This window comes from Shewanella sp. BJSY2023SW007 (genome assembly GCF_047314525.1).
Lineage (GTDB): Bacteria > Pseudomonadota > Gammaproteobacteria > Enterobacterales > Shewanellaceae > Shewanella > Shewanella chilikensis.
Genome location: NZ_JBKORL010000078.1, coordinates 12345 through 26232 on the forward strand (window position 1 = coordinate 12345; position 13888 = coordinate 26232).

Below are 13888 nucleotides of genomic sequence, written 5' to 3' on the forward strand. Positions count from 1 at the left end.
TCGTCATTAGCTATGAATCCCTGTAGCGTAAGTTTGTTCAAAACGCGCGGTGGATTTGCTTACAATCTACTAAGACAATGTTTACCCAGATCTTTCCTTATCTAGAGCCAAATAGGTTAGTATCAGTATAGAAGCTCAACGCCTGTGTCGGCACGGTTTCCTGGCCTGGTTCCGGGAGAGTGCAAGGAGGGAATATGAAAAAGTTAATCTTTGGACTCCTGTCTGTACTGCTACTTGCAATCGCTCCGGCTAAAGCGGTACCGACAGATGAAATCACCGAGCTGATCAATCGTCAGCAACAAGCCTGGAATCAGGGAAATATCGATGCCTATATGTTGGGTTACTGGCACGATCCCAAGCTGAGGTTTGTCTCCAAAGGCGAGTTCAAATATGGCTGGGACAAGATGCTGGCCGCCTATAAACGCAGCTATCCGGATCGCGCGGCAATGGGCCAGCTCAAGCTGGAGCTCAAGGATGTGCAGATGTTGAGTAACTATTCTGCCTTGGTGGCCGGTCGCTGGGTCTTGCTCAGGCAAAAGGATAGTCCATCCGGGGTCTTTACCCTATTGCTGGAGAAGAAAGACGACCACTGGGTAATCACTCACGATCACTCATCCTGACTTGCATAGGGAATTAGATTTATCTAATATCAATCCATTAAAAAAATCTAATGGAGCACCCTATGTTAAAACCCACACTGACCGCCTTGCTGGCTTTTGCGCTGGCGAATCAAGCCACGGCAGAGCCAACATCGGCAGAATTCAAAACCGAAGCGGCCACGCTGGCCAAGCGCTTTGCCCAAACACTCAAGCCGCAACTGCAGCAAGCCCTGGCCGAAGGTGGCCCTGTGGCAGCTATCGAGGTTTGTTCCCAGAAGGCGCCGGAAATCGCCCACCAACTCTCCGCCGAGAGTGGTTGGCAGGTAAAACGTGTCAGCTTGAAACCCCGTAATCCGGAGGCCGAGCCAGAAGTTTGGCAGCGACAGGTTTTGTTGTCATTCGATGAGCGGGCCGCAGCCGGTGAAGACCCGCAGAGTTTGAGTCATATTGATGAGACTGAGTCACAGCTGCGCTTTATGAAGGCCCAGGGTGTAGCGCCACTTTGCCTCACCTGCCACGGTAGCCAATTGGCGCCCGAGGTCAAAACCGCATTGGATGAGCACTACCCGGATGACAGCGCCAAAGGTTATCAGCCGGGGCAGATCCGCGGCGCTATCAGCATAGTGGCTCCGCGTTTGTCAGCGCAAAACTGAACTGCTCCAATCCCAGTTGCCGCCCCTTGCCATCATACCTGGCTTCGTAAAAGTTCAGCTGACCTTCGCGGGAGATGAATATCAGGCTGGTGGCCCGGGTGCCGTATTCCGGGTGGCGAATATAAATGGATGACAGGCGCCGCTCCCATTCCAGACTGACTCCTGTGGTTGGCAAGCTGGTGTCCGGCGCAGGAGTCTCATCACGCATTATTGCCAGCAGCTTATGTATATCCGGCTTGGCCGATTGACTAATCAATCGCTCCAACGCCTGCTCGCCGCGGGCCATCTTGGGCCAGATATCATCCAAGGCACCATTGCTGATGGCGTGAAAGCCTTTGTTCAAGCACCGCAATGACTTATCCGGACTGTGATAACACCAAAAGTGCTTGCCCTGGCCGAAAACCAGATTGAAAGGATTATAGTTGTCGCTGTTGTCACTGAGCCATTGCGGCTCTATTGGCGTTTGACTATCGAGCGCCTTGAGTACCAACTCTCCGCGGCTACGCATACCATCCGGCTGCGTGATTAGCTGGCGGATATTGGTGAGACCGGCCACCATTCCCAGGCGATTACAGCCAAGCCAGGTACCACCTGCCTGCAGATCCTTACCCGCCAGCAGTTGCTGCTGTGGTGGCCAAAAGTGTGCCGGAGCCGTGGGCCTGTGATGAAACTCATCGCGGTTGGCGCAAAGGATCAACGGATAATCCGGATGCTGATCCAGCGCCAGAAACAGAATGCACATGGGCTGTCCTTATGCCGGGTCTAAATTTAGGCTTATCCCACAAGTTAGCCAACAAAGGCACCCATTGACAGGGTTAAATCAGTGAGAGCCTTTGTCTTGATGCTCATGGCCATTATGGTGAGCATGGCCGTGTGAGTCATGGCTGCTCGAACCGTGACTATGTGAACCATGGTTGTGGCCTGAGTCATTGTGCTGCCCCGAGCCGTGGTCATGGCTATGGCCTTTGGCCAGCCACATCCCCCGTAAAAACTTGCGTGGCCCCTGACGCAGCAAGCTGCTGGAGTAGAGCAGACACAGCAGCGTCAGCGCCGGGTAGCTTATCTCTTTCGGTAGCTCTCCCAGCTCACGCCACTGTGGTTGCCACCAGGCAATGCCGCTAAGCAGAATGGATAGCAGCAGCAACATGCCGAGCCTTTGACTCCAGCTCATCAACTTGAGTTGTGACAGATTAAGCACAGGTGCGGCAATCAGGGTCAAGGCTACTGCCAAGGGGCTCCAGCCGCTGTAGGCCAGCGACATCGCCAACACGGCGGCGCCCAGATTGCAGAAACGCAGCGGCAGAAACAGTAAGGCCAGCACCAGCACTTGTGCCACCGGGTGCGACAGCGGCACTGACGGATGACCTATCAGATTGGCGAGGATCAAACTGAGCAAGATCCAGGGCGCGCTTCTATCCACCAGATGAGTGAAACCGAAATGCCAGGCGGACTGCGGCACCTTGGCGTGGGGATCGGTCAATTCGATGCGGGCATAACTCAAAAACAATCCCAGTGCGGCGAGTGCGAGGGTCTGCAGCAGAGCAAACTGCCAGCCCAGCAGCACCAAGGTCAGTAATAAGGCTTCAGGGCCGGCGAGACGTTGTAACCAACGTCCCGGCAGCGAGGCTTGAGTGGGAGACAAACCTGCGGCAAAACGTATGCTGGCCAGAGCGTAGGCCGCCAGCAATACCGGAGCCAGTAACAGCAACCAGTGCAGCAGTTGATCTGTGCTGTGGTCATGGTGAGCGTGTTGGTGGCCGCCGGAATCCATCATCAGCAGCAATGCCAGCAGGCCTATCCCCAGCAGGCTGCCTATGCCGGCCTGGTATTCATATTTGCTGCTTGGGGTCTGCTGCCCATGGCCGTGGGGCTGATGCAGCACCACATGCAAAATAGAGCCTGTGACAAAGGCTTGCAGGTACACGGTATTATCCAGGCTCAGATGGCTGAGCAGCTGCTCTCCGGCGAAGTAGCCCACAGATGTCAGCGCCATCATGGCCAGCAACACCAGACTGGCCCAACGGGTGCCGACCTGGGGTTTGAGTAACCACCAAATCGCCAGGCCCACGGGTAGCCTGTGCATGATCACCCCAAGCGCCAACAGGCTGGAGTTGCCTTCCTGTTGTGCCAGCACCATGGCGCCGCCATCTGTGATGGTGTGCAGCAACAAGCCGCCTATCCCCAGCGTGAGGGTCAGGTTATGGGTGATCTCTGAATAGCGATGAAACAGCTTTTCGCTGGCACTGGGTCCCCAAAGGCCGAGGATTACGAAGATGATCGCCAGTATGCCGCCGTGTTCCAGCAGTTCCGGCAGGATATGGATCAGTACCAGGCCGCCGAGGGAAACAAAAATAAAGCCGTCCAAGCCCTTCTGCAAACCGCTCCCTGATGAGAAATAGCGGTAAAACAGCGGGCCCAGGAGCAGGGCGATAAAACTGGCGACGAGATAGAGCATGTATTTCACGGCTGAAGTTTAGAGAACGCCATAGTATACCAGTAGCCGGGCAAATGAGCAGTGCCGTTACCTGGAATTTACCTTGAAGGATTTTCCCCTCCGAGACCACAGATAAAAGTCCACAGCCGGTGACTAAAAAGTTATACAATAGTCGACTCTATGTTGTTGTATTGGTGAATGGATATTTATGGATACTCTGTCGGCTGCCGTAATGCTGTTTCTTATTATGGATCCCTTGGGCAACTTGCCTATCTTTGCCTCTATATTGCGTCATATCGAGCCCAAGAAACGCCGTCGAGTATTGATCCGAGAGCTGATTTTTGCCTTGTTGATCATGCTGTTATTTCTATACGCCGGTGAAGCCATCCTGAGTTTCCTCAACCTCAAGTCAGAATCGGTCAGCATTGCCGGCGGCATTATTCTGTTCCTGATCGCCATCAGGATGATCTTCCCCCAACCCGGTGGGGTGGTGGGCCTGGCCGCCGGTGAAGAGCCCTTCATTGTGCCTATGGCGATTCCCTTGATGGCCGGCCCTTCAATTTTGGCGGCACTGATACTGCTGGCCCATACGGATAGCAGTCGTATGACGGACTGGACCATAGCCCTGGTGGCAGCCTGGGGCGCCAGCGTTGCTATACTAATGTTTTATAAGTTATTTACCAGAGTGCTGGGTGATAAAGGGCTCACCGCGGTCGAGCGTCTGATGGGCATGGTGCTGGTGATGATCTCGGTGCAGATGTTCCTCGATGGTGTCTCTCGATATTTGAATCCTTGAGTTGTTAATCGTTATGTTGAGTCGAGGTAAAAGTGCTTAGTTGTGCCCTGATCTGTGCTTTGAGTCTGACCGCCGGAGATTATGACAATCTCTTGCCCTATCAAGGCACGCCGCAGCAAGCGCAGGAGCGGGACGCCGCCGGGAATCAGAAGATCCCCGCGGTGTACATGGATATGGGCGCCTGGCATGGATATCACCTACCGGATGAGCCTGCATTTTATGGCAGCTTCACCGGTCCTATGATCATCGCCCAGGAATACAGCCTGCATCTGGCGCCCAGCTTGCAGCACCTCAGCGTATTGGATTTGAGCACAGGCCAGGCTAAGAATTTTGCCGAGGCGGAAAGACGCCTGTTCAGTCGCCCGGATGGCCTGTATCAGGAATATCGCTGGCAAGATCTCAGCCTCAGCACCAAACTCTATTTTGCCGATGAGCGCAGCTCACTGATTGAGACTGTGCTGGAAAATACCGGCTCCCAAGCCGGCCAGTGGCAGTTGCAATGGCAAGGAGAACCCTTCGATAAGGCGGTAGGCAAACCCTGGATTGCCGGCAGACAGTTTGCGACCAATCAACTGGAGTGGCAGTTTCGGCCACTGAGAAAAACTTGGTCGCTAATGCTCGATGATGCCAAATTCCGCATAAGCTTCCGTGAACCCACCTTCCTGGAAGAACGGGGCGCTCGGGGCTACCGAGCCAGTTCTGAAGTGCTGAACCTGGCTCCCTCTGAGCGGCGCAGTTTTCTCAGTGCTCAGCAATATTTTCACACCGCAGCAGAGGTAAAGCCGCTGCAGTGGCCTAAGTTGTTGCAGAGCGCCGAGCGCAACCATAGTCGCTGGGGTTGGCGTCTGGCCAAGTTGGCCGATGGCGACTTGGGGCAAAAGCGTATGGCTGCCCGGGCCATCAGCACCCTGACACACAACTGGCGCAGCCCGGCCGGGGCATTGCGTCACCACGGGGTAACACCTTCGGTCACCTATCAATGGTTCAATGGCATCTGGGCCTGGGATAGCTGGAAACAGGCGGTGGCCCTGGCGCGTGTCGAGCCTTGGCTTGCCAAGTCCAATGTACGGGCGATGTTTGACTATCAATTTGATGCGCAGGATCCCGTCAGACCCCAGGATGCCGGCAGCATGCCGGATGCGGTGTTTTACAACCAAGATGCGGCCCGCGGCGGTGACGGCGGCAACTGGAATGAGCGGAATGGCAAACCGCCGCTGGCGGCCTGGGCCGTATGGGAGATCTACCTTCAAGACGCTGACAAGGCATTTGTCGCCGAGCTCTATCCACGATTGATGGCCCTGCATGCCTGGTGGTATCGCAACCGGGATCATGACGGCAATGGTTTGGCGGAATATGGCGCCAATCTGCATCCGCTGCACGGTGAGCCTGGGGCACTTAATCGTGATGCCATCATTCAGGCGGCGGCCTGGGAGTCCGGCATGGACAATGCACCCAGATTCGATGCCGATAACAGCCTGCAGGTACTGGAAAATCGTGACGCCAAGGGGCGTTTGCTCGGCTACTCACTCAATCAGGAGAGTGTCGATCTCAATGCATTTCTCTATGCCGATAAACAGTATCTGGCGCAAATGGCCAGTCTGCTGGGACGGGAAGCCGAGGCAATGCAACTGCGGCAACAGGCCCAGCGGTTGGGACAAGCGATTCGGCAGGCCTTTTACGACCCTGCCAGCGATTTCTTCTACGATGTACGTTTCGATGCCGAGGGCAAGCGGCGATTGCTCAGCGACAATAAGGGCACTGAAGGTTGGATCCCGCTGTGGGCCAGTGTCGCTTCGCCTGAACAGGCCGAAGCGTTGGTAACACAACAACTTAAACCAGAAAGCTTCGGTACCCAGGTGCCATTTCCGAGCGTGAGCGGCGACAGCCCAGCGTTTGCCCCCGACAGATACTGGCGCGGGCCGGTATGGTTGGATCAGGCTTTCTTCGCCATTAAGGGATTGCAGCATTACGGTTACCGGCAACAGGCAAGTGCAATGTCGCGGCGCTTGCTGACGGCCATCGCCGCCGATAGCCGGGATCTGCCGATACGGGAAAACTACCATCCACTCAGCGGTGAAGGACAGCATGGCACCAACTTCAGCTGGTCGGCCTCGGTCTTATTGTTACTTTATAGTGAAGGTTTGTTGTCTGAGGCTGAATAATCGCTGAATGAGGCGAATTGGCCGCGATTTTCTGCTGTGCAATCTCATGTGCTGCTGTTAATCTTCTGTACCATCTCTGTTAAAAACAAGGCGCTGCCGGTGCGACTGCCCTCAACTCTTGCTATCTGCTTGCTTCTTGGTGCCTGTCAGGCAGGGAGCGATGGCGGAGTCGATACCATTACGGATAAAAACCGCGCGGTTAAACCCTTATTGCCCTGTGGTAATGGGGCACCTGTGGTAAATCGAGCTAAAATTAAAACCAGTCTTATCGAGCGCAACATCATCACTCCGCAAATGAGCGAACAAGAGGCCGAAGCCAAGGTCTCTGAGTATATTCAGCAACGCAATCAGAAGTTTGAAAAGTGTATCAAGGAGCCCAAGTCATGAGTTTAAAGCCGGTATTTGCCCTGGGGGCGGCTTGTCTCTTTGGCATATCCAATGCTCTGGCCGCCACGGCTCCGGCGGATCCCGGGGTGATCAACAAAGAGCAGATCCTCTACTGGCTGGAGAAACGCGGTGAACTTGATGCCGACGCCTCAGAAGAGGAGCGGCAGCAAGCGCTGGCGGCTTATACGGCCAAAGCTACTGGTGCAGACAGCAAGGCCGCACAAGTGCTCAAGGCCAGAGAACAGCAACTGCTGCAACAGGCACGAAGTAATAGCCTGCGTCAAAGCAAGTTAATGCGGGCACAGTCGCGGGTAGCCGATACCGATGTGACCAAGCGGGTCAAGGTGTTGGCCGTGCTGGTGGATTTTCCCGACTTGCCCTATAACAACAATCGCCTGAGTCCCGGCGATACCGAAATGTATTACGCCAACTACTCGGTAGCCCATTACCGTGATCTGCTGTTTTCCGATGCAGGTTTCCCTGGGCCCCAGGGGCAAGTACTGCCCTCAGCCTATCAGTACTATCAAGCAGTTTCCGGTCAGAGCTTTTTCTTCAATGGTGATGTGAAAGGCTGGTTCAGAGCCAGCCAAAATGCTGCCTACTATGGTGCCAACGACCCGAATAACAACAATGACGACACAGCCGCCACCGAATTGGTAGAAGAAGCGGTGGCAGCTGCAGTAGCCAGCATGAGTACCGCTGAGCTGGCACTGTATGATATTGAAGATCCTTATGATATCGACGCTGACGGCAACCTGAATGAAGCCGATGGGATTTTGGATCATGTGATGATCTTCCATTCCAGCATAGGCGAAGAGGCCGGTGGCGGCGTGCTCGGTGATGATGCCATCTGGTCACACAGATTCTTTGTTCCCTCGGCGCCAGGTCAATACGGCCAGGCTATCCCTGGCAGTAATATGCGTCTGTTCGGTTATACCATTCAGCCGCTGGATGCCGGAACCGGTGTCTGTACCCATGAGTTTGGTCACGATCTCGGTTTACCGGATGAGTATGACACCAGTGCCGAAGCCAGCGATGGCTCGCCTGTAGGTCTCTGGTCTCTGATGTCCGGCGGCAGCTGGGCAGGTTCTCCGAGAGGCTCGCAGCCCAGTGGTTTCAGCCCCTATGCCCGCTCGTTTCTGCAGGACAGATACAAGGGCCGCTGGGTCAACGAACAATCCCTGGATTATCAGGCGCTGGATAGCAACGGCACTCAGGTGTCGCTTACGCATGCCAATAGCAGTGGCGTAAACCAGTTGGCCATCAAGCTGCCGTCCGACTCCATCGCCTTTACTCAGGCTTACCAGGGGCAATACCAGTACTATTCGAATCAGGGCGATCAGCTCAACAACGCCATGTCGTTCGAACTGCAGCTACCCATGAGTACCAGTCTGACGCTGAAAATGAAGGCCCATTGGCAGATAGAACAGGACTACGACTATGTGCAGCTGCTGGTGGATGGGGTGCCATTGGCGGGAAGCCATACCAAGAGCAGCAACAGTATCAACAATGCCGCCAATATTATCAGTGGTGACTCGGCGGCCTTATCCGGCGGTGAGGGAGAGCAAGGCTGGCAAGAATTGAGCTTCGACCTTAGCGCCTACGCCGGAATGAACAAGCAGATAAGCCTGGTGTATCGTACCGATGAAGCTGTCGGTGGCTATGGCTTTGTGGTGGATGACATACGTATAGAGAGTGACGGCAACCTAGTCTACAGCGACAATGCCGAGACGGCTCTCGAGGCGGTAAATCTTTCGGGTTTTGTTCGCACCGATGATTCTCGCCCAGGCGCGCCGCGGCGTTATCTGCTGCAACTGCGCAACTATCAGGGCGTGGATAGCGGACTGCAACAAGACAGTTATGAGCCGGGACTCTTGGTGTGGTTTGAAAACTTAGCCTACAGCGACAACAAGGTGGCAGAGCATCCGGGATACGGGCTCATTGGGGTGGTGGATGCGGATCAAAACCTGATCGGCAACCGTGATACCGATGTACAGGTTCGTGATGCCAGCTTCAGCCTCTATCCGCAGTCGGCGTTTTTCGGTGACCCCCATCTTGGCAACAATAGCCTGTTTGATGACAGCGACGACTACAGTGCGCCGCTCAAGCCTCAGGCCGGTCTGGTGCTGCCCCAACTGGGTCTTATGGTGCAGCTTTTGACCCAGGAGCAAGACAGCAGCCAGGCGCAGCTGCTGGTGAGTAAACGCAGCGACAGCAACGGCACAGAACTCAGCGCCAGCATTTCAGCGCAGCAGGAAGGTGGCAATGTCAGTTTCAGCGCCAATCTCAGTGGCGGTACTGCACCTTACACTTACCAGTGGGACTTTGGTGTCGGCGGCGTTGGCAGCACTCAAGCGACGCCTCAGTACAGCTACAGTGAGTCCGGCACCTACACAGTCACACTGACGGTGACAGACGCCAATAACCGGCAGACCGTGACCAGCTTGCAACTGACTGTCAGCATTCCTCTGTCGGCGCTGTTCGATATCAGTGGTACAGGTTTAACCGTGCAGTTCAATAATCTCAGCCGCGGTGGCAGCGGAGAACTCAGTTATCAGTGGGACTTTGGTGATGGCCAGAGCAGCACAGTTGCTTCTCCCTCGCATACCTACAGTGCGGCGGGCAGCTACAGTGTGCGCCTGACAGTGACTGACTCACAGAATAATCAGAGCAGTAATAGTCGCACCTTGGTGGTCTCCAACCCGGTTGTACCCAATACGACTGAAAGCAGTTCCGGCGGCGGTGGCGGTAGTCTCGGCAGCCTGAGCCTATTGGGGCTGGCGCTGATCGCCTGGCGGCGCAGGCGTTGACAGAATAAGGGACGCTTTGGCGTCCCTTGTATGTTTTGGGGAATTCAAGAGAGGGATTACAAGCCCTTGTTCAAGACGTAAGTTGGCCTTGATGGATGGCGGCAACCGCCGCCGGCAGGAAGATTTCACCGACAATCAGTTGCTGCTCCTGAAAGTGAAAATAACGTCTTCTGCCCCAGATAGCCTCTGTGGTAGGTTGCGACAGTGAATCTGCGAGGGAAGCGACCCGTGAATGGTTATCGAAGCAGGCAACCTCTATAGCGCCGGGTTCAAAGCCGATATCACCAAATAACAATTCTCCCAAGGGGCGAGTACCCAACTTACCCAGTCTCTGCTGTTGCTCCAGCAGCTTTGCCGGGATCAGGGTGCGGCCAAAGACCCAGGGAGTCCCGTCCAGGCAGAGCAGCACTTCTCTGATCCAGATGGCTTTGTGCTCCTTACCCTGCCATTCCTGAGCTGCGGTGGGCAGCATGGCTTCGCCGAGCAGTTTGACCTCAAAGTGATTGCAGCAACTTTTGAGTCTCTTGGTGAGACTGCCGGTCGCCAGTAGCCAATCATGCAATGGCGCTGCGGGGAGTTGTTGTAATTGCTCTGGCGAAAACCACTGAATTGATTCACCATAAGGAAAGCTTAAACTGGTCACACTCATCGGATACCCGGTACAATATTACAACTCGGGAGTCTATCACGCTTGCCCACAAGCAGATAGATCGCAAGGGGCGTCTGCACAAGTCACGGGAGCTGGAAACTCAATATGAAACGCATTTTGACACTGTTGTTTTTTATGCTGGCCGGCATGTTGCAGCCTGTGATGGCGGCCGATGAAAAGCCTGCCGAAGATACCTATGCCTATTATGGCTTTGAACCTGAAATAGTGACCAACTATATCTCCAACCGCAAGAAGTTGGGGTTTGTACGCATCAGTGTTGAGCTGATGGTGAAAGATCCCCAGGACTTGGTAGCCTTGCAACACCATGATCCCCTGCTGCGAGCCGCGATAGTGGAGATTCTCGGTAATCAACCCGAGGACAGGGTCAAGTCGCTTACCGGCAGAGAAGAGATCCGCCGTGAATGTTACGACACAGTCAATCGTTTGCTGGAGCAGGAAACCGGTCGGGCACTGGTGGTGAATCTGCTGTTTACCAAGTACCTGTATGACTGAGGTAACAAAGCGTCGGCTCAACGCTTCGAAAGGCAAGGCCTGGGCCGAGGTAAAGAAAAAGCCGCAAAAGACGACTCAAAAAGCCGGCAAAACCTTGGTTAAAACGGGCGGAAAAGCCAAGAACAAGGGCTTGCACCCGCGCAACCTGCACCGCCAGGGCTATGACTTTGCTGCTCTGGCCGCCAGTTACCCTGCGCTCGCGCCTCACCTTATCACCACAGACTATGGCCAGGTTTCGATTCCCTTTGCCGAACCGCAAGCTGTCTTGGCCCTCAATGCCGCCCTATTGCAGCACCATTACCATATCCAGGACTGGCAGTTGCCTGAGGGCTATCTGTGCCCGCCAATTCCCGGACGAGTAGACTATTTGCACCATATCGCCGATCTGCTGGCCGAAGGCGGTAAAATCCCCCAAGGCCGGCGTATTCGCGGCCTGGATATAGGCACGGGAGCCAATGGCATCTACCCCTTGCTTGGCTCAAGTGTCTACGGCTGGCAGTTTGTCGGCGCCGATATCAACCCTGTGGCGCTGGACAATGTCGCCGGCGTTTTGCAGCACAATCCCAAGCTGACTGGTGCCATTGAACTGCGACTGCAACCCGAACCGGAACAGATATTTCATGGTCTTTTGCAGGCGGGGGAGTGTTTTGACTTCAGCCTCTGTAATCCGCCGTTTCATGCCTCGGCCGCCGATGCCCGCAGTGGCAGCGAACGCAAGCAGCGCAATCTGGCGGCAAGTCGCGGCGAGCAACATCAGCGTCAGGAGCATAAACTGAACTTTGGCGGCTGTCAGGCCGAGCTTTGGTGCGATGGCGGCGAGTTGGGCTTCTTACTGAGGATGATTCACGAAAGTCGCGAATATGGTGGACAAGTGCTGTGGTTTTCTTCCTTGGTGTCCAAGAGTGACAACCTCAAACCCTGTCAACAGGCGTTAACGCGGCTTGGCGCCAAAGAGGTCAAGATATTGGAGATGCAACAGGGCAATAAGCAAACCCGGGTGTTAGCCTGGAGTTTCTTCGATGCAGCCGCCAGACTTCAGTGGTGGAAGTTCAAGGCTTGAGGCCCGCCAAAGGCAGACCTCAAATTGGATTGAAAATCCGATCTACTCCGGACTCCACAGCAACCGGCCGCAATCGGTGAGATCGTAACCACCGAGCAGAGCGGCCATCTGCCGGGTGTGGCTACCGCCGAGCATCTTGAACAGCTGCTGTAATTGACGGCGGAAATAGATCCCCTGCGGCATGACAAAGTCGAAGGACTCTGTCACCAAGGGCACAAAGCTCAAGCCACTTTCCATGGCGACCGCCTGACAACCAAAGCCGATATCGGCATCACCCCGGGCAATATACCCGGCCAACTCCCTTTCACTGAAGGCGGTGAGTACTGAGTTGAGCTGCTCAAGCTTGGCACCCTGCTTCAACAGCCAATGTTCCAGATGTTGCTGGCTGCCGGCACCGCCCTGGCGGGTGACCCAGCGCCAGGAGAGTTGCAACACCTTGCTCTCTTCCTGACACCTGTGGTGCATATCCGGCCGCACTATCAACCCCTGCTGGCGGTTATAGCCGTGAACCATGATCCATTGCTGGTGGTTGGGATACCCCTTCAGCAACGCCGTATGACGAATATTACGCTCTTCCAAACTGCCCCAATGTAAGGTACAGACATCGGCATAGCCCTTGGACAAGAGCTCCAGCCCCAGGCGGGAACCTGTAGCGCTGTAGCTAATAAGTTCTCGACTGCCTACCTGGGCCATCAGCCTGGCCACCTGCATCGATAACAAGGGGTCATCACTGCCGGTGATCAGCAAGCGATCTGTCAACATGCCACTGTGGCAGGAGTCCATGATCCAACGGTCGATTAGTATCTTTGGAAACAGCCACTTACCTGTGATTTTGGTCGCCGGTAGCATACGCTCATTGGCCATGGCATAGACCTTTTTTTCATTGAGGTCCAGATACTCGGCCACCTGCTTGGCGCTCATATAGACAAGTTCACTGGGCTCCGTCATCACTTCTCCTTGGTATCTTGGGTATCAGCGTGGATTGCTGGCATCAAACTCAATATTATCGGCGCCATTGTACACCAGGAAATGGCGTCCCTTGGCACGGGCGACCATGGTGATCCCCAACTTCTGCGCCAATTCCAGGCCCATCTGAGTAACACCGCTGCGGGACAAAAGCACAGGGATCCCCATCTTGGCAACCTTGATAACCATCTCGGAAGTAAGCCGTCCCGTGGTGTAGAAAATCTTGTTGTCGCCTCTGTCCTGCTCCAGCCACATCTCCCCGGCCAGAGTATCCACCGCATTGTGGCGGCCAACATCTTCGACAAAGGACTTTATCTTATCCGCTTCACACAGACCACAGCCGTGAACAGCACCGGCATTCTTGTAAGTCTGATTGTATTCACTGATGTTTTTCAACAGGGAGTAGAGCATGCTCTGCTTCAGTTTCGGCTGCGGCAGGACTATGTCGTCCAACCCTTCCATAAAGCCGCCGAATACCGTGCCCTGGCCGCAGCCTGTGGTGACCGTCTTGTCGGCCAGTTTGGCATCCAGATCCTCAGTCTGCTCCCGGGTGATCACGGCCGCGGAAGCCACATCCCAGTCAACAATCACAGATTCCAGTTGCGAAACATCATTAATAAAACCTTGATTCTTAAGGTAACCCAGTGCCAGAGCCTCGGCTCTTGCGCCCAAGGTCATCAGGGTGACTATTGGTCGCCAGTTGAGGTAAACCGTCAGCGGCCTTTCACAGGCGACATACTTCTCCTGCAGTTGGCCATTTTCATCGACCGCAGTTACGGCAATGGTCAAAGGTACCTGGGTATTGGTCTTGATCAATTGGGGTTTGGCACGGGTCATTATTAAACCTTCATAGAGAGCA

At 54.8% G+C, this 13888-nt stretch carries 13 protein-coding genes; 8 read left to right on the forward strand and 5 right to left on the reverse strand.

What is annotated here, in order from left to right; genetic code table 11:
* Window positions 1–194 precede the first annotated feature (194 nt).
* Together ACMHXE_RS12905 and ACMHXE_RS12910 are read left to right on the forward strand one after the other, a co-directional pair.
* A complete protein-coding gene (locus ACMHXE_RS12905) occupies window positions 195–620 on the forward strand; it encodes a YybH family protein (RefSeq protein WP_101057357.1) in 426 nt (141 codons plus the stop codon).
* A gap of 62 nt (window positions 621–682) precedes the next feature.
* Complete coding sequence (locus tag ACMHXE_RS12910; RefSeq protein ID WP_287590674.1) at window positions 683–1252, forward strand: DUF3365 domain-containing protein; 570 nt, start codon at window positions 683–685, stop codon at window positions 1250–1252.
* Here the strand turns inward: ACMHXE_RS12910 and ACMHXE_RS12915 are convergent.
* Window positions 1215–1994, reverse strand: coding sequence for an NRDE family protein (locus ACMHXE_RS12915; RefSeq protein WP_413732442.1), 780 nt, complete (start codon window positions 1992–1994; stop codon window positions 1215–1217). The genes ACMHXE_RS12910 and ACMHXE_RS12915 overlap by 38 nt on opposite strands.
* 78 nt (window positions 1995–2072) lie before the next feature.
* A complete protein-coding gene (locus ACMHXE_RS12920; protein ID WP_412486390.1) occupies window positions 2073–3707 on the reverse strand; it encodes a metal transporter in 1635 nt (544 codons plus the stop codon).
* A 187-nt stretch (window positions 3708–3894) separates the two neighbouring features.
* Between ACMHXE_RS12920 and ACMHXE_RS12925 the strand changes: the two genes are divergently transcribed.
* Genes ACMHXE_RS12925 through ACMHXE_RS12940 form a run of 4 tightly spaced genes read left to right on the forward strand, consistent with a single transcriptional unit; the run spans window position 3895 to window position 9841 of the window.
* Entirely contained in the window at window positions 3895–4482 is a 588-nt protein-coding gene (locus ACMHXE_RS12925; RefSeq protein WP_165565899.1) for a YhgN family NAAT transporter, read from the forward strand.
* A gap of 32 nt (window positions 4483–4514) precedes the next feature.
* Complete coding sequence (locus ACMHXE_RS12930; RefSeq protein WP_413732445.1) at window positions 4515–6644, forward strand: MGH1-like glycoside hydrolase domain-containing protein; 2130 nt, start codon at window positions 4515–4517, stop codon at window positions 6642–6644.
* A 48-nt stretch (window positions 6645–6692) separates the two neighbouring features.
* The gene (locus ACMHXE_RS12935; protein WP_224867207.1) at window positions 6693–7031 is read left to right on the forward strand and encodes a hypothetical protein; all 339 of its coding nucleotides are present in this window, start codon (window positions 6693–6695) and stop codon (window positions 7029–7031) included.
* The gene (locus ACMHXE_RS12940; RefSeq protein ID WP_413732447.1) at window positions 7028–9841 is read left to right on the forward strand and encodes an immune inhibitor A domain-containing protein; all 2814 of its coding nucleotides are present in this window, start codon (window positions 7028–7030) and stop codon (window positions 9839–9841) included. Before ACMHXE_RS12935 ends, ACMHXE_RS12940 begins: the two co-directional genes overlap by 4 nt.
* 70 nt (window positions 9842–9911) lie before the next feature.
* On the opposite strand, the gene ACMHXE_RS12945 is transcribed toward ACMHXE_RS12940, so the two are convergent.
* The gene (locus tag ACMHXE_RS12945; protein ID WP_413732449.1) at window positions 9912–10490 is read right to left on the reverse strand and encodes a chorismate--pyruvate lyase family protein; all 579 of its coding nucleotides are present in this window, start codon (window positions 10488–10490) and stop codon (window positions 9912–9914) included.
* Window positions 10491–10595: 105 nt separating this feature from the next.
* On the opposite strand from ACMHXE_RS12945, the gene ACMHXE_RS12950 reads away from it, so the two are divergent.
* Both ACMHXE_RS12950 and rlmF read left to right on the forward strand, forming a co-directional pair.
* Window positions 10596–11003, forward strand: a complete 408-nt coding sequence (locus ACMHXE_RS12950) for a flagellar basal body-associated protein FliL (RefSeq protein WP_100143257.1) — start codon at window positions 10596–10598, stop codon at window positions 11001–11003.
* Window positions 10996–12063 carry a 23S rRNA (adenine(1618)-N(6))-methyltransferase RlmF gene (gene rlmF, locus ACMHXE_RS12955; protein WP_165565895.1) on the forward strand — a complete coding sequence of 356 codons (1068 nt, stop codon included), beginning with the start codon at window positions 10996–10998 and terminating at the stop codon, window positions 12061–12063. Before ACMHXE_RS12950 ends, rlmF begins: the two co-directional genes overlap by 8 nt.
* A gap of 42 nt (window positions 12064–12105) precedes the next feature.
* Here the strand turns inward: rlmF and ACMHXE_RS12960 are convergent, their stop codons facing one another.
* Window positions 12106–13011 (reverse strand): helix-turn-helix transcriptional regulator, encoded by a 906-nt coding sequence (locus ACMHXE_RS12960; protein WP_039035141.1) that lies wholly within the window; start codon window positions 13009–13011, stop codon window positions 12106–12108.
* 24 nt (window positions 13012–13035) lie between these two features.
* Window positions 13036–13866 (reverse strand): formate dehydrogenase accessory sulfurtransferase FdhD, encoded by an 831-nt coding sequence (locus ACMHXE_RS12965; RefSeq protein ID WP_224867213.1) that lies wholly within the window; start codon window positions 13864–13866, stop codon window positions 13036–13038.
* Window positions 13867–13888 lie beyond the last annotated feature (22 nt).

Bases quoted from the DNA above. Each gene is read 5' to 3' on its own strand.
- ACMHXE_RS12905 (WP_101057357.1), top strand. From the start codon at position 195: ATGAAAAAGTTAATCTTTGGACTCCTGTCTGTACTGCTACTTGCAATC.
- ACMHXE_RS12910 (WP_287590674.1), top strand. From the start codon at position 683: ATGTTAAAACCCACACTGACCGCCTTGCTGGCTTTTGCGCTGGCGAAT.
- ACMHXE_RS12915 (WP_413732442.1), bottom strand. From the start codon at position 1,994: ATGTGCATTCTGTTTCTGGCGCTGGATCAGCATCCGGATTATCCGTTG.
- ACMHXE_RS12920 (WP_412486390.1), bottom strand. From the start codon at position 3,707: ATGCTCTATCTCGTCGCCAGTTTTATCGCCCTGCTCCTGGGCCCGCTG.
- ACMHXE_RS12925 (WP_165565899.1), top strand. From the start codon at position 3,895: ATGGATACTCTGTCGGCTGCCGTAATGCTGTTTCTTATTATGGATCCC.
- ACMHXE_RS12940 (WP_413732447.1), top strand. From the start codon at position 7,028: ATGAGTTTAAAGCCGGTATTTGCCCTGGGGGCGGCTTGTCTCTTTGGC.
- ACMHXE_RS12945 (WP_413732449.1), bottom strand. From the start codon at position 10,490: ATGAGTGTGACCAGTTTAAGCTTTCCTTATGGTGAATCAATTCAGTGG.
- ACMHXE_RS12950 (WP_100143257.1), top strand. From the start codon at position 10,596: ATGAAACGCATTTTGACACTGTTGTTTTTTATGCTGGCCGGCATGTTG.
- rlmF (WP_165565895.1), top strand. From the start codon at position 10,996: ATGACTGAGGTAACAAAGCGTCGGCTCAACGCTTCGAAAGGCAAGGCC.
- ACMHXE_RS12960 (WP_039035141.1), bottom strand. From the start codon at position 13,011: ATGACGGAGCCCAGTGAACTTGTCTATATGAGCGCCAAGCAGGTGGCC.
- ACMHXE_RS12965 (WP_224867213.1), bottom strand. From the start codon at position 13,866: ATGACCCGTGCCAAACCCCAATTGATCAAGACCAATACCCAGGTACCT.